The following is a 17606-nucleotide window of genomic DNA, read 5'->3' as shown; positions in this document are numbered from 1 at the left end:
GCGGCGCCACTGTTGGCGGGGGTTCCCGCGTATTAGGCTTCGATGTACACCCGACACGGTCAGAAGCCACGCATGCCCGATTCTCAACCCACCCATGACGCCGTGCGCGACTACTACGCCCGCGTGCTGCAGTCGTCGAAGGACCTCAAGACCAACGCCTGCTGCACCATCGAGGCCATGCCGGGTTATCTGGCCACGCTGTTGCGCAATATTCATGACGAGGTGCGTGATCGCTACTACGGCTGTGGTTCGCCGTTGCCGCCGGCGCTTTCCGGCGCGACCGTGCTGGACCTTGGCTGTGGCACCGGTCGCGATGTCTACCTGCTGGCGCAGTTGGTGGGGCCTGAAGGCCGTGTCATCGGAGTGGACATGACCGAGGAGCAGCTTGAGGTCGCGCGCCGTCATCAGGCCTGGCATGCGGAGCGCTTCGGCTTCGACAATGTGCGCTTCCATCAAGGCTATATCGAGGATCTGGCGGGTGCCGGCATCGAGGGCGCGTCGGTGGATCTGGTGGTGAGCAACTGCGTGATGAATCTCTCGCCCGACAAGGAACGCGTGTTCAGCGAGGCCATGCGCGTGCTGCGTCCGGGCGGAGAGCTGTATTTCTCCGATGTATTCGCCGATCGCCGGGTGCCGGCCGACCTCGCTCAGGACCCGGTGCTGCTCGGCGAATGCCTGGGCGGCGCGCTGTATGGCGAGGACTTTCGCCGCATCATGGCGCAGGCCGGCTGCAATGACGTGCGCACGGCGTCCACCGCGCCTATCGAACTCCGCGATGAGGCCATTCAGCGCAAGATCGGCCACATCAGCTTCGCTTCGCGCACCGTACGCGCCTTCAAGCTGCCGCTGGAGGACCGCTGCGAGGACTACGGCCAGGTCGCGCGTTATCGCGGCACGCTCAGCGAAAGCCCCCACGCTTTCATCCTGGATGACCACCACCGGCTCGAAGCCGGGCGGCCGATGCTGGTGTGCGGCAATACCGCCGATATGCTGAGCCGCACGCGCTATGCCGAGCATTTCGAGGTCCAGGGCGACAAGTCGGTGCACTTCGGTCTGTTCGACTGCAGCGAGCCGGGCCCGACTGCCGCGGAAGCCGGCGCCTGCTGTTGATGCGACGCGCGCCTTTGTTCTGACGCTGCCCCCGGATTTGGCGGGACCAGTACCGATCCTGGATTTGGAAGATTCTCGATATGAAGGGATGTCGATATCTCGTTGCGTCAGCGTTGGCGCTCGCCGCGCTGAGCGCTTGCAGCGACCAGGACACCCAGCGCCTGACCTTGACCGGCTCGAGCACCGTCGCGCCGCTGGTCAACGAGATCGCGCGTCGCTACGAGGCAACGCATCCGCAGGTGCGCATTGACGTGCAGACCGGGGGGTCCACACGGGGCGTGCGCGATGCCCGCGCCGGTCTGGCGGATATCGGCATGGCCTCGCGTGCCCTGCGCGCGGATGAGTCGGACCTCGTCGGTACTCCCATCGCGCGTGATGGCATCACGATCATTGTGCATGCCGACAATCCGGTGCAGGGGCTGGAGCGGGAGGAGATCCGGGCCATCTACGGCGGCGAGATTGATGACTGGTCGGCCGTTGGTGGCAAGGCGGGGCCGATCACAGTGATTCACAAGGCCGATGGACGCTCCACACAGGAGCTGTTCCTGCAGCACTTCGGCCTGGGCAGCGCAGACGTCAAGGCGGACATCATCATTGGCGACAACAAGCAGGGCCTGCGCACCCTGGTCAGCGATCCGTCGGCGATCGGCTATGTCTCGATCGGTGCCGCGGAATTCGCGCACGAGCGCGGCGAAGCCGTGCGACTGCTGGCGTTGGAGGGGGTGCCGGCCTCGACCGACAATGTGCGTACCGGGCGCTTCCCATTGGCGCGCCCGCTGACGCTGGTGACCAATGCACCACCGGAAGGCCTGGCTGCGGATTTCATCGATTACGCGCGCTCCGCACAGGTACACGACCTGGTGCGCAAGCTGTACTTCGTGCCGCTGGATGGCTGATCGCGTGCTAGCAGGGCTGCTCTACGCCTGTGCGCTGCTGGCGGGCGCGGTGGTGCTGGTCATCCTGGTGTTCCTGCTGATCGAATCGTGGCCGGCGCTGCTTTCCATTGGACCGGCGCGCTTCTTCAGCGATGCCTCCTGGCATCCTGCGTCCGATCTCTACAACCTGCTGCCTATGGTGTGGGGGACCCTGTTCGCGGCGGCCGGGGCTGTGCTGATCGCGGCGCCGATGGGGCTGTTTGCGGCCACCTTTCTGCAGTTCTATGCGCCGCGGGCGATGGCGCGGCCTTTCCGTCGCGTGTTGGAGTTGATGGCGGGCGTGCCATCGGTGGTCTATGGCTTCTGGGGGCTGGTGGTGCTGGTGCCGCTGATTCGCGATATCAGTGCGCCCGGTACCAGTCTGCTGGCTGCCATTCTGGTTCTGACCTTGATGGTGCTGCCGACCATGGCGCTGGCCGCTGACGCTGCGTTGGCGGCCTTGCCACGCCAGCAACTGCAGGCCGCCGCGGCGCTCGGGCTGTCACGTGCCAGTACCGTGCTGCATGTGGCTTTTCCTGCGGCGCGTGCCGGTATTCTCACTGGTGGCCTGCTTCAGGCGGGGCGGGCAGTGGGGGAGACCATGGCGGTGATGATGGTTGCGGGCAACGTGGTGCAGACGCCGGACAGCCTGTTCGAGCCGGTGCGCACCCTGACCGCGAATATTGCCCTGGAAATGGCCTACGCCACCGGCGACCACCGCGCCGCGCTGTTCGTTGCTGGCTTGATCCTTTTTGCCGTGTCGGTGGCGCTGGTTCTGGCTGCCGAACGAGTCAGCGGTGCCGCGAAGGAGCCGACCCATGCCTGAGGCCGGAGCCGAGGTCGTCGCGGCCGGCCAGGTGGCGCAGACAGGGTATGCGCCGCCTCCACGGCCGCGTGCACTGCCCCACGGAAAGTGGCCATGGCTTGGTCTCGCCGTCTGGGGCAGCGCGCTGTCGATTCTGGCGTTGTTCGGGTGGCTGATGTGGGATGTGCTGGTCCATGGACTTCCGCAGCTGTCGTGGACCTTTCTCACCGAGTCGCCGCAGGACGCCGGGCGCGCGGGTGGCATCGGTCCCATCATCGTGTCGACGCTGCTGATTCTGGGCGTCTGTATGGCGGCTAGCGTGCCGCTCGGACTTGGCGCGGCCGTGGCCCTCGCCGAGTACACCGCGCCCGATCGCGGCATTGGTCGGCTGCTGCGGCGGCTGCTGGATGTGCTGGCGGCGGTGCCCTCGATTGTCTTCGGGCTGTTCGGCAATGCGCTCTTCGCCATTCATCTGGGCCTGGGTTTCTCTATCCTGTCCGGCGGGCTGACGCTGGCCTGCATGGTGCTGCCTATCTTCATTCGCACCGCGGAGTCAGCCGTCTCGGCGGTGTCGGGTGATATCCGTCAGGCGGCAGCGGCGCTGGCGCTGTCGCGCTGGCGCACGCTGTCCACCTTGCTCCTTCCGCTGGCGCTGCCGGGGCTCATGGCCGGTTTTGTGCTTGGGCTGGGTCGGGCGATCGCCGAGACCGCGGCGCTGGTCTTCACCAGCGGCTACGTCGATCGTATGCCCGGATCGCTGCTGGATTCCGGGCGGGCGCTGTCCATCCATATCTATGACCTGTCGATGAATATCAGCGGCGGTGAGGCGATGGCCTATGCCAGCGCGGCCGTGCTGGTGCTGTTGTTGCTGATCCTGAATGCGGGCGTCTTGCAGCTCGCCCGGTTGTGGCAAGCGCGCAGCCTTCGACTCGCGTAACTGGGATGCACCAGCCTGCCTTCGAGTTGCAAGAAGTGGCCGTGCGTTATGGCGAGCGAGCAGCCGTCAGCGGCGTCAATCTGAACATACCGGCACACGCGATAACGGCCTTCATCGGCCCCAGCGGTTGCGGCAAGACCAGCCTGCTGTCCAGCTTCAACCGCATGACGGACCTTTTTGCCGGATGCCGCGTGGAGGGGGCCATCCGCATGGCGGACCAGGATGTCCTGGCCGCTGACTGCGACACGGTGCAACTGCGTCGCCGCGTGGGCATGATCTTTCAGAAGCCGAATCCCTTCCCGCTGAGTGTGCGGCGCAATATCGAGCTGGCATTGATCGAGCACGGCTATGCGCGCGAGGCACGCGAGACCATCATTGAAGGCGTGCTGCGCGACGTAGGGTTGTGGGCGGAGGTGTGCGACCGACTCGACCGCTCGGCGCTGCAGTTGTCCGGGGGTCAGCAGCAGCGTCTATGCATCGCTCGCGCGCTGGCGCTTGAGCCGGAAGTCCTGCTGATGGACGAGCCCTGCAGCGCGCTGGACCCGATGGCCAGCGGCGTGGTCGAGGACCTCATCCTCCGGCTGGGTCAACGCCTGACCGTCATCATTGTTACGCACAACCTGCAGCAGGCGCAGCGCATCGCCGATGTCACGGGCGCCTTCTGGACGGAGGACGGCGTTGGCCGTCTGGTGGAATGGGGGTCCACTGAGCAGGTCTTCGAGCAGCCGCAGGACGCCCGCGCTGCGGCCTATGTGCAGGGCCGCTGTGGCTAGCGCGGTGAGGGTGGCGGCAGATATGGATTCCACGCGTAGCGCGTCACTGCGCTTCGACGCACATGCGGTCGCTCTGGTGCCGGTGGGGGAGGCGGTAGGCTGTCGCAATGGAGCGGAGGGAAGGGGAGGAGAACGACGATGGCATCAACGCTTTGGGCGAGCAGACGCAGCAGGCGGGACGCGCCGGTGACGTCGTCCGGGCGTGACCGGCCTGGCGCCTGGTGCCGGGTCGCCGTGCTGCTGGCGTACCTGCTGGGACCGTTCACGGCAGCGGCGCAGGTGGCTGATGCGGGTCTCCCGCTGTGGGAGCTTGGCCTGGGGGCAGCCGGTATCTCCTTGCCCGCCTATCCCGGCAGTGACGAGCAGCAGTTCTTTGGCGCCCCTTTTCCCTACGTGGTGTATCGCGGACGTGTGCTGCGCGCGGACGAAGACGGCGTGCGCGGGCTGTTCTTCTCCAGCGAGCGCGTTCGCCTTGAAGTCAGCGGCAACGGTACTCCGCGTGTGGACAGTGACGAGATCGCGGTGCGCGAGGGCATGCCGGACCTGGACCTCAGCTTCGAACTGGGGCCGTCGTTGCATGTGGATCTGCTCGAACGCGGCACGACGCGGCTCTGGGCGGAATGGAATCTGCGCGCGCTGATTTCCGCCGATGGCCTGCAGTTCGGGCACGAGGGTTTCGTCACCGACCCGGCGCTGTATATCAGTACGCGCCCGCTGGCCTGGGCGCGGGTGGGCGCTCGCCTCCACGTCTATTTCGCGGATGCGGACTATCACCGCTATTTCTACGAAGTGGCACCGGCCTTTGCGCGCGCGGACCGTCCCGCTTATGCCGCCCGTGGCGGCTATAACGGCAGTGGCGCTGGTGTCTTCGCCGATCTGCAGCCGGCCCGCAATTGGCATCTCCGCGCCGGCCTGAATTACCGCAGCGTCCATGGTGCGGCCTTTGAGGACAGTCCGTTGGTGGTGGAATCACAGGGCGTGACCGTGTTTCTGACCGTGGCGCGCAGCTTCTTCCATTCCGATCGACGCGTCCCCCGCGCACGCGGTGACGCGGTGACGCCCGCGGTGCGCTGATGCTCGACACCGGCGCATCGCGACCCGCTGACAGCGGGCATATGCTGGCTGTCAGTGATCCCGGTTCTTAGCCCCGCCTCCTTCAGGAGAATTCCATGCGATACCGTCTTGGCCCGTTGCTGCTGTCGATGCTGCTCTTGGTTACGGCCTGTGGTTCGGGTTCCAACTCCAACGGTGATGCAGCAGACGGCGGGGGCGCAGAGCCCGTATCCGACGATGTGCGCGCGGTGGAAGACCGCATTGCCGAGGCGGCCGAAGGTGCCCACCGGAGTGAAGCTCATATCGCGCGCAACGCACAGCGGCGCCCGGTGGAAACGCTGAGCTTCTTCGGCCTGCGCCCGGATATGACGGTGGTGGAAGTCTGGCCCGGCGGCGGCTGGTACACCGAAGTACTGGCGCCGGTGCTGCGCGACGAGGGGCGCCTGATTGCGGCCTCCTATCCCCTCGACGGCCGGATGCTGTTCCGGGTTCAGATGACGCGGGACTACCGGGCCAAGCTCGCGCAATATCCCGAGCTCTATCGCGCCGTAGAGCATATGCCTTTCCTTCCGCCCACCCACGGTGATCTGGGCGCCCCCGGAACGGCGGACATGGTGCTGCTGTCACGACATTTCCATAACTTCATCGCCGCCGGCATTACGGAACCAGTGCTGGAGGCGGCCTATGCCGTGCTCCGGCCGGGCGGCATCCTGGCCGTGGTGCAGCATCGCGCCGCGGAGTCATCCGTCCCCGAGTCCGAACAACGCGATGGCTATGTGCGCGAATCCTTCGTCATCGAGCAAGCCGAGCAAGCCGGCTTTCAATTGGACGCGCGCAGCGAGATCAACGCCAATCCCAAGGACACGCGCGATCACGCAGCGGGTGTCTGGGCATTGCCGCCCAGCCTGCGGGCCTGTCAGTCCATTGAGGATGCCGATGAACGTGCGCGCTGCGAAGAAAAGTACCGGGCCATTGGTGAGTCGGACCGCATGACGTTGCGCTTCATCAAACCCTCATAGGCCTTTCGGACGCGACTGCTTCCACCGGGGCAGTCGCTGCATTCGCCTTCTTGAAGGCACACGATCATTGATCAGGGAGAACTGCCATGCAACGCCTGAGCGCCATTTACCACTCCTATCGCAGCCTGCCGCTGTGGGTGCAGATCTGGGTGGTCGCCATCCTGATGCCGGTCAACGCGGCCGCATTCTTTCTGCTTGATACCTGGCTCGGCATGGCCGCGGCCATTGCTGCCGTGTTCGTCGTCATCACCAATGTGCCCATCATGTGGGGAACCGGCGGCATGAGTCGGCTCATGTCGGTGCCGCATCTCATTGCCTGGTATCCCCTACAGGTCCTGATCGTCATGCGGCTGGCGGGCATGGTGGAAGCCGGTCCGGTATCCGCTGCGGAGTGGTGGTTCGGCGTGATCCTGTTCGTGATCAATGGCATCTCCCTGGTCTTCGATACCGTGGATTCCTGGCGGTGGCTGCGGGGGGAGAGGGAAGTGCCGGGGGCGGATTCTTGGAGTGCGCCTTCCTAGCACTGATAGGAAGGAAATCTCGACGAATGCAGCGATGCCGCGCAGCGGCGAGCCAGTTCCTGTGCCCTTGGCGGGTGGCCGGATCGGGTGGCGCGCGCAGGGGGTGCGAGACAGGACGTCGAGCAAGGGCTGTGGCGCCATGGACGGCGCCTCAGCCCGACCCCGAGCACGCCGCTCGATCCGGGCACCTGGGTCGGCGTTAGCCGGCCCAGGCCATCCGTGGGCATCATGGCTTTGGTTCCTTTGGCCGTAACCAAAGGAACCCGCGCGTTCTCGGTGATCTAATCGACAGTGAATTGCTTCAGAGCGCGGAATCCTTGGCGATCAGGTTTCAGCTTTGATTGCTCGAATAACCACCTTCGCTCGTGGTTCCGCACCTGTGATGCTCTGAGCTCTGATCTGAGCATCCTGCCCGGTGCGGGTCCCTTTCTCTGCTTGCCCAGAGAAAGGAACCAAAGAGAGGGCACCCCACACCCGCGCCGGCCCTGTCGGGCCGGGTCCCTACGTAGCGCCTGTGCTCGGGGTCGGCCTGACACGACGTCCCTGTCGTGACAGGCCTTGGCTGGCCGTCCATGGCCAGCCATCCCCTGTGCGCAGGCGCTACTCCGGCGCGGGTGCAGGGGACTCCATACGGCTCGTCGCTTCGCGACATCGCAGCAAGCCTTTACCCCCGCATCCACGCATGAAACCTCCCCACCCACTGCAGCAGCTTCTCCGGCTTGTGCGCCTGCTTCCACTGGCCGGCTGCAAACTTGTTGGCCTCGGCCATGGTGGGGTAGATGTGGATGGTGCCGAGGATCTTGTTGAGGCCGATGCCGTGCTTCATGGCGAGGACATATTCGGCGATGAGGTCGCCGGCATGGGCGCCGGCGATGGTGACGCCGAGGATGCGATCGGAGCCGGGCCGGGTCAGGACCTTGACCTGACCATATGCGTCGCTGTCGGCGATGGCGCGATCGAGGTCGTCGATGCCGTAAGTGGTGACTTCGTAGGCGATGCCCTGCTCCTTGGCTTCGTCTTCGGACAGCCCGACGCGGGCGACCTCGGGGTCGGTGAAGGTGGCCCAGGGCACGACGGAGTAATCCACCCGGAATTTCTTGAGGGCGCCGAACAGGGCATTCACGGTGGCAAACCAGGCCGTGTGCGCCGCGGTATGCGTGAACTGATACGGGCCGGCGGCGTCGCCTACGGCGAAGATGTTCGGGAAGTTGGTGCGCAGGAATTCGTCGGTTTCGATGACGCGACTGGTGCGGATGCCCAGTGTCTCCAGGCCGAAGCCTTCCAGGCGGGCCTGTCGGCCAACCGCGACCAGCAGCTGGTCGAAGGCGATCTCTTCCCTGGCGCCATCCGGCGTGGTCACGCGCAGATAGGCTTGGCCGTCACGTATCAGGACTTCTTCCGCCTTGGTCCCAACGCGGACGTCCACGCCTTCGGCGGCGAGTCGCTCGTGCAGCATGGCGCCGAACTCGGCGTCTTCGCGCGGTAGCAGGCGCGGCGCCATTTCCACCTGGGTGACCTGGCTGCCGAGGCGCTGGAAGGTCTGCGTCATCTCCGAGCCGATAGGCCCACCGCCGAGCACCACCAGGCGCTTGGGTAGCTCTCGCAGCTGCCAGAGATTGTCGGAGGTCAGTACTTCGATCTGTTCCAGGCCGGGGAGCGGTGGCACAAAGGGCGCGGCGCCGGTGGCGAGAATGATGTTGCGCGCGGTCAGGCGCTCGGAGGCGCCCTCAGCATTGGTGATCTCAACGGTCCAGGGGTCGATGAGGCGGGCGTGGCCCTGGCGGATATCGACCCCCAGGCCGGTATAGCGCTCCGCGGAATCATGGGGCTCGATGGCCTTGATGACCTGGTGGACGCGATCCATTGCATCGCTGAAATGGAATTCCGCCGAAAGCTGGCGTACCCCCAGCTCGGCGCTGCGGCGCGCGTCATCCAGCAGGCGGGCGGTGCGGATCAAGGCCTTGGAGGGCACGCAGCCGGTGTTCAGACAGTCGCCGCCGAGACGGTCCTTCTCGATCAGCGTGACTTCGGCCTTCACCGCGGCGGCGATGTAAGCGGATACCAGACCGGCGCTGCCACCGCCGATGACGATGAGGTTGCGATCAAACTGCTTGGGTCGCTCGTAGGCGGCAAAGACACGCCGCGCCTTGACGAAGTCAACGATCTTTTTGGCAATCAGCGGGAAGATCCCGAGGAGCACGAAGGAGCCGATGAGGCCCGGCGAAAGGATGCCGCCCAGGCTGTCCAGCTGGCCGATCTGGGTGCCTGCGTTCACGTAGACCGCCGTCCCCGGCAGCATGCCGAGCTGCGAAACCCAGTAGAAGGTCCAGGTGCGCATGGGCGTGAGCGCCATGACGATGTTGATCAGGAAAAAGGGAAAGGCCGGGACCAGGCGCAGGGTGAAGAGGTAGAAACCGCCTTCGCGCTCGACGCCGCGGTTGATGGCGGCCAGACGCTGGCGGTAGCGCGACTGCACAGCGTCGCGGGCGACGAAGCGGGCGATGAGGAAGGCCAGGGTGGCGCCGATGGTGGAGGCAAAGCTGACCAGCACCAGACCCCAGATCAGGCCGAAGATGAGGCCTGCGGCCAGCGTCATGACGGCAGCGCCGGGCAGCGACAGGGCGGTCACCGCCACGTAGATCAGGAAGAAGACGGCGCTGACGAGGACGGGGCGCGCATCCACCACATCGACCAGATCTTCACGCAGCGACTTCAGCGCCTCGAAGCTGAGGTACTGATTGAGATCGAAGGCGAAGAACGCGGCGATGGCCACCACGACAAGGGCCACGAGGGCGACGCGGGCTCGGTTCATGACAATGCTTCCTGCGAAGATCGGATGACTACAGTAGAGGGACTCGGCGTCAGGCGTGCAACGCGGTCGTCCCGCCTTTATGTCATCCCGTACCGTGGTGGACGGTAGAGCATGAAGCCGGGACCGCGGCCAGCTGTCCAGGGCCGGCAAGGCCGTCTACCCTCACCGAAGCGGCATGAATGGTGGTTTGTCTGCGTCGTCGGCCATTGGAGCCAGTGACGCCGCGCGGCGGCTGCCGCGATGCCATCAGAGGCACAGGCCCAGGAGAACAAGGCAATGAGGCAACGCAAACGCACATGGGGTCTGATTCGGTGGTGTATCGCCGCTGCCGGGCTATGGATGGTGGGACCCTCTATGGCCTCAGACATGGCGCATCTGTATGCGCCCTATCAGCAGTTGCTCGATCGCCATGTCGTCGAGGTATCCACGGAAGAGGGTGGCCTGGTAACGGCCTTCCGCTATGCCAATGCCATGCGGGCTGCGGAAACGGCGTCCCTGCTCCAGCGTCAGCGCACCCAATTGGCAGCCTTTGATCCAGCCACGCTGAAGGATGCCGCGGCGGCCATTGCCTTCTGGATCAATGCCTACAACTTCTTCATGGTGGCGCACATCCTTGAGAACCCGGAGGACGGCGAGCCGGTGGAAGGCGTCAAGTCCTTCGGCAGTTTCATCAATCCCTACCGCGTGTTTCAGCGCGATCTGTTCACGGTGGGAGGGGCCACCTACAGCCTGGACGATATCGAGAAGGGCATCCTGTTGGGTGAGGACTTCGCGGCGCGCGGCTGGAAAGATGCCCGCGTGCACTTCGCGGTCAACTGCGCATCCGTGGGCTGCCCGCCGCTGCGGCAGGCGATCTACACCGCCGAGCGTCTGGATGCCCAGCTCGATGACAATCTGAGCCGCGCGCTGCGCACCGACCGACATCTGCGCGTGGACGGCGACACCCTGTATCTCAGTCGCCTGTTCGACTGGTACGAAGCCGACTTTGCGGACGTGGCGGGTTCAGTGCGCGGCTATGTGCTGCGCTACGTGGATGGGGAGCTGCGGCAGGCCGTCGAGGCCACCAGCGATATCGCCTACATCGACTACGACTGGTCGCTCAACCGCGTCGAGAACTTCCCCGAACTCGCGGGCGAACGCTGACGCTTAGAAGGCAAGGCGGCATGGGGCTGTCGGGCGATCCCATCGCCGGCAGGCCCGCGCCGTGGTCCGCTCGGCAGGCGGGCGTGGTGCCGGGGCGGCTAGGCGCCCTGGACTTCGATGCGCCGCCCGCGCTGTTCGGCATCCGCGCGACGGGGAACATGCACGCTGAGCACACCGTCCTTGAAGCGTGCGGCAATCTGCGCCTCGTCGGCATCCTCCGGCAGGTCCAGCACCCGCTGGAAGCGCCCGTAGTTGCGCTCGACCGCGTGGAAGTCGCCGGCGTGGTGCTCCTCGGACTGGCGCTTCTCGCCGCGGATCAGCAGCGTGCCGTCGTCCACCGAGATGTCGACGTCGTCGCGTTCAACACCAGGAATTTCCACCGTGATGGTGTAGCCCGTGTCGTTCTCGGAGATGTCGAGCTGGGGGCGAAGCATGTTGCTCCAGCTGCCACCCGGCTGCGGCAGGCTGCCGCGCATCAACGGGTCGGGGATGCCAAAGGAAGAGAACACATCCTCGAACAGGCGATCCATCTCACGATGCATGCGGGCGAGGGGGTGTTCCGCGGCGGGGTGGCGCATCGCCCGTTCGCCGCCCGGTCGTTCAACCTGCTGGTTCTCCTTCTTGAACCAGTTCCAGGGAGAGAGTTTCTTCCAGTTCATGCGTCATCACCTCCATACCCATGCACTGTCCTCTGTGCCATGAGATAGGGCCTGCGCGCCTTGATTCAAGTCACGCCCCGAGGCTTGCCGCTGGCTGGCTGGGCGCGTAGCTTGGCGTGCAGACCCAAGAAGAAAGAGGAGACCTCACGGGCATGAACGATCAAGTTGCGCATACCGAAGCGGCGCTGCGCCGGGACCTGGCGGCGGCCTACCGACTGGTGGCCCTGTTCGGCTGGGATGATCTGGTGTTCACGCACATCACGGCCAAGGTGCCGGGCAGTGATCACCACTTTCTGATCAATCCCTACGGCATGATGTTCGAGGAGATCACGGCCTCGAGCCTGGTCAAGATCGATGCCGAGGGTAACAAGGTGGAAGACAGTCCGTGGCCGGTCAATCCGGCCGGCTTTCTCATCCACAGCACCATTCATCACGCGCGCGAGGATGCCGGCTGCGTGATGCATACGCATTCGCTCAATGGCGTGGCCGTGTCGGCACAGAAGGAGGGCCTGCTGCCGCTGTCGCAGCAGTCACTGTTCGTGCTCTCGAGCCTGGCCTATCACGACTACGAAGGGGTCGCGCTGGAAGAGGGCGAGCGTGCGCGTCTAGAAGCGGATCTCGGCGGTGCCAACTATTTCATGCTGCGCAACCACGGCCTGCTCACCATTGGACCGCGTGTATCGGACGCCTTCCTTGCCATGTATCTGTTCGAGGCCGCTTGCAATATTCAGGTGCGCGCGCTTTCCGGCGGGCGCGAGACCACGCACATCGGTCCGGAGATCCTGGCGGGTGCCCAGCGCATGCAACAGCAGGTCACGCACCAGCAGGGCTCGGCCATGGTCTGGCCCGGTTTGCTGCGTCGGTTGGACCGTGTCAATCCTGGCTACGCGGACTGATTCCGCACCGCACAGGCGGTGCGCGGGGGTCACGCGCCAAGCCTCTCGGATAGCGGTATCATCGAGCCATGCAAGATTTGTGCAAACGCTCGGAATGAAACAGTCCCTGTCGCTCAAGCTCGGTCAGAGCCTGGCGATGACGCCGGCGCTGCAGCAGGCCATTCGCATGCTGCAGCTGTCGAGCACCGAGCTCCAGGCTGAGGTCACAGAAATCCTGGACCAGAACTTCATGCTCGAGGTGGCCGAGCCGAGCAGCGAAGACATGGGGGGCGACAGCGAGGTCCTGCTGACCCCGGCCGAACGCGGGCCCGATGTGGAGCAGCCCGAGCCGCGCGCCGAGGCCCCCGAGCTCGATCAGCCCGAAACCGCCGATGACTGGTCACTGGCGGACAGCGGCTGGCGCGACAGCAGTGGCGATGCCGAACGCTACGAGTATCAGCAGGCCAACCTGCACGAGAGCGGCAGCCTGCGCGAGCATCTCGCCTGGCAGGCCAATCTTTGCGCCGTGGACGAGAACGTGCGCGACATCCTGGCGCATCTCATCGACGCGGTCACCGACGACGGTTATCTGGACGATTGGGACGCACTGGCCGAGCGCCTCGCCGGCGCTGATGCGGCGCGACAGGCCGATCTCGACCGTGCACTCCGCACCTTGCAGCAGCTCGATCCCAGCGGGGTGGGTGCGCGCTCGGTGGTGGAGTGCCTGCGTCTGCAGCTGGATCAGTTGGGCGAGGACGGCGATGGCGAGGTGCGCGACGTGGCCAAGCAGTTGGTCGACAAGCACATCGACATGCTCGCGCGCCACGAGGCCGACAAGCTGGCCAAGCTGGTCGGTGCCGACAGCGACACCGTCCATGCGGCCATCGCCTGCATCCGCAGCCTGTCACCCCATCCGGGGCGCGCCTTCTCGGGCGAGCCTCCGGATTACGTGGTGCCCGATGTGATGGTGGCGCGCCGCAACGGCATCTGGCAGGTGCACCTGAATCCGGAAGCGGTGCCGCGCGTGCGCGTCAATCGCAGCTACGCCGCCCTGGTGCGGCGTACTGAACGTAGCGGCGAGCAGCAGACCATGCGTCGACATCTGCAGGAGGCCAAGCAGCTTGTCTCCGCCTTGCGCGCACGCCATGACACGCTGCTCCGTGTCGCCCATTGCATCGTTGAAGCGCAGACTGGTTTCATGGAATATGGCGTGGAGCATATGCAACCGCTCGTTCTTCGCGAAGTGGCCGAGCGGCTGGGTATTCACGAATCGACGGTCTCGCGCGCGACGGCAAACAAGTACATGCTGACACCGCTGGGCGTCTTCGAACTCAAGTATTTCTTTTCCAGTTCCATTCGCACGACACAAGGAGGTTCCGCATCCGCCACCGCCATACAGGCGCGCCTCAAGCGTCTCATCCAGGCCGAAACCCCCGGTAAGCCGCTGTCGGACGCTCGTCTGTCCGATTTGCTGCGTGCCGAAGGCATGGAAGTCGCACGGCGCACCGTCGCCAAATACCGTGAGGGACTGGGTATTCCACCCGCCCATGAACGGCGCCGGTCAGCCTGAATTTTTCTCGTCTTCTGTTCGGGAGTACTGCATGAATCTCGATATTACCGGTCACCACCTCGACCTCACCGACGCGCTGCGCGACTATGTCATCGAAAAGCTGAAGCGCGTCGAACGCCATTTCGACCACCTCATCGACGCCCATGTGGTGTTGACGGTGGAGAAGCTCGAACAGAAGGCAGAGGCCACGCTCAAGGCAAGTGGCGCTGAGCTGCACGCGTCCGCAAAGCATAGCGATATGTATGCGGCCATCGACCAGCTCACGGACCGGCTGGACCGCCAGATCAAGAAGCACAAGGAACAGAAACGCGACCACCACGCGCGCGAAGCCCAGAAAGGCGATTTCGCCGAACAGCTCGCACGATGAACCCCCAGCGAGGGGCCGCACCGCGGCCCCTCGCTTCGTTGAATAAGGACCCCACCGCATGAAGCTTGCCGAGGTAATTGAATCCAGCCGCATCCGCACCGACCTCTCGCTGTCCAGCAAGAAGCGCGTGATGGAGGAAATCAGCCATCTGCTGGCGGGCGATGACGGCCCCAGCCAGGGCGATATCTTCAACGCGCTGATGTCGCGCGAGAAGCTGGGCAGTACCGGCCTCGGGCACGGCGTGGCGATTCCGCACGGCCGCGTTGGCAATCTCAGCAAGACGGTGGCGGCTTTCATCCGTCTGCCGCATGGGGTGGACTATGACGCCCACGATGGCCAGGCCGTGGATCTGATCTTTGGCCTGATCGTTCCGCAGAATGCGACCGAGGATCACCTCAAGCTGCTGGCCGCAGTCGCGGAGAAGTTCTCCGACGAGGAATTCTGCGAGCAGCTGCGCGCGGCCACCTCCAGCGATGCCGCCGCTGCCCTGCTGACCCAGTAAGCCCGTGGCGGCGGAGCAGCCGGCCGCGTCCGCATACACCGTCCATGCCGATGCCGATGGCTCGTCACAGCTTGCCGTCGGCAAGCTGTTGTCGCGCGCCGGCCTTGCCGTGGAGTGGCGCCGCGCGCAAGAGGCCTCCACACTGATTGCGCGCGCCGGCTGGCTCGAACCGAGCGCGCCGGCCCATCTGTGCATGGCCGGAACGGCGGCGCTGCGCTGGCTGCAGGACGCGGCCGACCCCATTGCCGCGCTGACCCAGGCATCCGGGCGCGGGCTGCGCGTGGTGCTGGCCAAGGCCGCGGACGCCGACCCTTTGCATACCTGGTTGGAGGGCACTCCAGTGGCGCTGGGCGTGCTGCCCGATGCGCACAGTCGTGCCGATGCGCTGCATGTTTTGCGCATGCACTTGTTGGAGGCCTGTGCGCCGCTGGCCAGCGTCTACGGCGTGCTGGCGGAGGTCTTCGGGCTCGGCGTGCTCATTGTAGGTCCCGCCGGGGTCGGCAAGAGCGAATTGGCGCTGGAGCTACTGGCGCGCGGCCACCGGCTGGTGGCCGACGATGTGGCCGAGATCCGCGCCCTGCCAGGCGGACTGCTGGAGGGGCGGGCTCCCTCTTTGTTGCGCGATTATCTGGAGGTACGCGGGCTCGGCGTGCTCGATGTCGCGCGCATGTATGGGCGCGATGCGCTGGTGGACAGCCGGCGGGTGGATTTCCGCCTGGAGCTGTTGCCGGTACGTGATGCCCCCACCGACTACCGCGCCCGGCTGGCCGGCCTGCGCGGCAGTGTCGATATCCTCGGACAGGCTCTGCCCACCATCTGTCTGCCGGTGCGCGTCGGGCATAATCTGGGCACCTTGGTCGAGGCTGCCTGCCGCGATCAGTGGTTGCGCCTGCAGGGCTATTACGCGGAGGAGGCTTTCGCCGAACGGCAGCAGCGCGCCATTGACGAGCAGACAGAGTCTCAGTAACGCGGGAGCGGCGCATGGAAGTCATCATCGTCAGTGGCCTGTCCGGAGCCGGCAAGTCGGTCGCCCTGCGCCAGCTTGAGGATCTGGGCTACTACTGCATCGACAATCTTCCGCTGGACCTGCTCGGCCCTCTGGCCAAGCGCGCCTGGGGCGTGGCCGAGGGGCGCTTTGACCGCATTGCGCTTGGCATCGACGCGCGCGACAGCGGGGAGGCCATTCGCGGTCTGCCGCAGTACATGGACCGGCTGCGCGAGCGCGGCCTCAATGCCCGCATCCTGTTCCTTACCGCCGATGAGAACGCGCTGCTCAAGCGCTTCGCCGAGACCCGCCGCAAGCACCCGTTGTCGGGTTCGCGCTACACCCTGCTGGAGGCCGTGCAGAAGGAGCGTGCCCTGCTCGAACCGATCGCCTCCTACGCCGACGAGATCATCGACACCAGCAGCATGAATCTGCACGAGCTGCGCGAGCGCATCCTGCTGACCTCGCGCGGCGAGGAAGCCCCCATGCTGCTCTCCATCGTCTCCTTCGGCTTTAAGAACGGCATGCCCGATGGGCTGGATTTCGTCTTCGATGTGCGTTGCCTGCCCAACCCCCACTGGAAGGAGCAGCTGCGCGCGCACAGCGGCCAGGATCCGGAGGTGGTCGAATGGCTGGCAGGACACGACAGCGTGGTCAGCATGATCGACGACATTGATGGCTTTCTGCAGCGCTGGCTGCCGGCCTTTGATCGACAGGCGCGCTCCTACATCACCGTCGGCATCGGCTGTACCGGCGGGCAGCATCGCAGCGTCTATATTGCGGAACGGCTGGCGCAACGCCTGCGCGCGCTCTACCCTGATCTGCAACTTCGCCACAAGGAACTCGCGGCATGACAGAGACAGCGGCTCGCGTCGGCGTCTTGCTGGTTACGCACGGACGGCTCGGCCGCTTCTTCCTGGACACCCTCGGGGACATGCTCGAGAACGCGCTGACGCTGTCGGTGGAAGTACTCGAAGTCCGCCGCGTCCAGGACACCGAGCTGCTCACCCGTGACGGCCAGCGCATGATCGAACGCCTCGACAGCGGCCGCGGCGTGCTGGTGTTGACCGACGCCTTCGGCTCGACACCGAGCAATATCGCCACCCGTCTGGCGGAGCCTGGCCGCACCCGCGTGCTGGCCGGCCTGAATCTGCCGATGCTGGTGCGCGTCTTCAACTATCCGCATCTCGATCTGGATGCGCTCGCCGACGCCGCCGTAGAAGGCGGGCGGCGCGGCATCATGTTCTGCAGCAGGGAGCACGGCGGTGCCTGAATCGACTGTAACCATCGTCAATCGTCTGGGGCTGCACGCGCGCGCCGCCGCCAAGCTGGTGACCGAGGCCAATCGGCATCAATCGGAGATTCGTGTGCGCAAGGACGGTCGCGAGGTCAGCGGCAAGTCCATCATGGGCGTGATGATGCTGGCCGCGGCCAAGGGCAGCCAGATCACGCTGATCGCCGAAGGTGACGACGCCGACCACGCCATCGCCTGCCTGGCCGAACTGGTGGCCGACCGCTTCGGCGAAGAGTCATGACCCGCCTTCCGCCTCCTGCACGCGCC

Annotated in this window: 19 protein-coding genes; 17 read left to right on the top strand and 2 right to left on the bottom strand. The window is 65.4% G+C overall.

All coding sequences use genetic code 11. The features are described from left to right. Positions 1–72: 72 nt before the first annotated feature. The 8 genes from ACOOFO_RS13965 (at position 73) to ACOOFO_RS13930 (ending at position 7132) form a co-directional block, all read left to right on the top strand. Complete coding sequence (locus ACOOFO_RS13965) at positions 73–1110, top strand: methyltransferase domain-containing protein (protein ID WP_420427358.1); 1038 nt, start codon at positions 73–75, stop codon at positions 1108–1110. Between the two features lie 80 nt (positions 1111–1190). Then, a complete protein-coding gene (locus ACOOFO_RS13960; RefSeq protein ID WP_420427357.1) occupies positions 1191–2006 on the top strand; it encodes a phosphate ABC transporter substrate-binding protein in 816 nt (271 codons plus the stop codon). Then, positions 1999–2850, top strand: coding sequence for a phosphate ABC transporter permease subunit PstC (gene pstC, locus ACOOFO_RS13955; RefSeq protein ID WP_420427356.1), 852 nt, complete (start codon positions 1999–2001; stop codon positions 2848–2850). Before ACOOFO_RS13960 ends, pstC begins: the two co-directional genes overlap by 8 nt. Beyond that, entirely contained in the window at positions 2843–3766 is a 924-nt protein-coding gene (gene pstA, locus ACOOFO_RS13950; protein WP_420427355.1) for a phosphate ABC transporter permease PstA, read from the top strand. The genes pstC and pstA overlap by 8 nt, the downstream gene beginning before the upstream one ends. 5 nt (positions 3767–3771) lie before the next feature. Beyond that, complete coding sequence (locus ACOOFO_RS13945) at positions 3772–4539, top strand: phosphate ABC transporter ATP-binding protein (RefSeq protein WP_420427354.1); 768 nt, start codon at positions 3772–3774, stop codon at positions 4537–4539. Positions 4540–4677: 138 nt separating this feature from the next. Next, positions 4678–5613 carry a MipA/OmpV family protein gene (locus tag ACOOFO_RS13940; protein WP_420427353.1) on the top strand — a complete coding sequence of 312 codons (936 nt, stop codon included), beginning with the start codon at positions 4678–4680 and terminating at the stop codon, positions 5611–5613. A 95-nt stretch (positions 5614–5708) separates the two neighbouring features. Further along, positions 5709–6611 carry a class I SAM-dependent methyltransferase gene (locus ACOOFO_RS13935; protein ID WP_420427352.1) on the top strand — a complete coding sequence of 301 codons (903 nt, stop codon included), beginning with the start codon at positions 5709–5711 and terminating at the stop codon, positions 6609–6611. 86 nt (positions 6612–6697) lie between these two features. After that, a complete protein-coding gene (locus tag ACOOFO_RS13930; protein ID WP_420427351.1) occupies positions 6698–7132 on the top strand; it encodes a hypothetical protein in 435 nt (144 codons plus the stop codon). A 664-nt stretch (positions 7133–7796) separates the two neighbouring features. Here the strand turns inward: ACOOFO_RS13930 and ACOOFO_RS13925 are convergent. Further along, on the bottom strand, positions 7797–9944 hold the full coding sequence (locus ACOOFO_RS13925) for an FAD-dependent oxidoreductase (RefSeq protein WP_420427350.1): 2148 nt from the start codon (positions 9942–9944) through the stop codon (positions 7797–7799). A gap of 366 nt (positions 9945–10310) precedes the next feature. On the opposite strand from ACOOFO_RS13925, the gene ACOOFO_RS13920 reads away from it, so the two are divergent. Continuing rightward, positions 10311–11087 carry a DUF547 domain-containing protein gene (locus ACOOFO_RS13920; RefSeq protein ID WP_420427349.1) on the top strand — a complete coding sequence of 259 codons (777 nt, stop codon included), beginning with the start codon at positions 10311–10313 and terminating at the stop codon, positions 11085–11087. A gap of 98 nt (positions 11088–11185) precedes the next feature. Here ACOOFO_RS13920 and ACOOFO_RS13915 read toward each other — a convergent pair whose 3' ends face one another. Further along, positions 11186–11746 (bottom strand): Hsp20/alpha crystallin family protein, encoded by a 561-nt coding sequence (locus tag ACOOFO_RS13915; RefSeq protein ID WP_420427348.1) that lies wholly within the window; start codon positions 11744–11746, stop codon positions 11186–11188. Between the two features lie 152 nt (positions 11747–11898). Here ACOOFO_RS13915 and ACOOFO_RS13910 point away from each other — a divergent pair, with 152 nt between their 5' ends. The 8 genes from ACOOFO_RS13910 (at position 11899) to ACOOFO_RS13875 (ending at position 17580) form a co-directional block, all read left to right on the top strand. Then, positions 11899–12642 (top strand): class II aldolase/adducin family protein, encoded by a 744-nt coding sequence (locus ACOOFO_RS13910; RefSeq protein ID WP_420427347.1) that lies wholly within the window; start codon positions 11899–11901, stop codon positions 12640–12642. Between the two features lie 94 nt (positions 12643–12736). Next, positions 12737–14191 (top strand): RNA polymerase factor sigma-54, encoded by a 1455-nt coding sequence (locus ACOOFO_RS13905; protein ID WP_420427346.1) that lies wholly within the window; start codon positions 12737–12739, stop codon positions 14189–14191. Positions 14192–14222: 31 nt separating this feature from the next. Further along, complete coding sequence (gene hpf, locus ACOOFO_RS13900; RefSeq protein ID WP_223056539.1) at positions 14223–14558, top strand: ribosome hibernation-promoting factor, HPF/YfiA family; 336 nt, start codon at positions 14223–14225, stop codon at positions 14556–14558. Between the two features lie 58 nt (positions 14559–14616). Further along, positions 14617–15060 carry a PTS IIA-like nitrogen regulatory protein PtsN gene (gene ptsN, locus ACOOFO_RS13895; RefSeq protein WP_420427345.1) on the top strand — a complete coding sequence of 148 codons (444 nt, stop codon included), beginning with the start codon at positions 14617–14619 and terminating at the stop codon, positions 15058–15060. A 4-nt stretch (positions 15061–15064) separates the two neighbouring features. Beyond that, the gene (locus ACOOFO_RS13890; RefSeq protein WP_420427344.1) at positions 15065–16027 is read left to right on the top strand and encodes a hypothetical protein; all 963 of its coding nucleotides are present in this window, start codon (positions 15065–15067) and stop codon (positions 16025–16027) included. Positions 16028–16041: 14 nt separating this feature from the next. Next, positions 16042–16899: an RNase adapter RapZ gene (rapZ, locus tag ACOOFO_RS13885; RefSeq protein WP_420427343.1), complete on the top strand. Its 858-nt coding sequence runs from the start codon at positions 16042–16044 to the stop codon at positions 16897–16899. Then, a complete protein-coding gene (locus ACOOFO_RS13880; protein ID WP_223056535.1) occupies positions 16896–17318 on the top strand; it encodes a PTS sugar transporter subunit IIA in 423 nt (140 codons plus the stop codon). Before rapZ ends, ACOOFO_RS13880 begins: the two co-directional genes overlap by 4 nt. After that, on the top strand, positions 17311–17580 hold the full coding sequence (locus ACOOFO_RS13875) for an HPr family phosphocarrier protein (protein WP_223056534.1): 270 nt from the start codon (positions 17311–17313) through the stop codon (positions 17578–17580). Before ACOOFO_RS13880 ends, ACOOFO_RS13875 begins: the two co-directional genes overlap by 8 nt. The last annotated feature ends 26 nt before the right edge of the window (positions 17581–17606 follow it).

This window comes from Algiphilus sp. (genome assembly GCF_965216485.1).
In the GTDB taxonomy this organism is placed as follows: domain Bacteria; phylum Pseudomonadota; class Gammaproteobacteria; order Nevskiales; family Nevskiaceae; genus Algiphilus.
The sequence above is the reverse complement of the archived record's forward strand: the minus strand, read 5'-3'. Positions and strand labels throughout refer to the sequence as shown.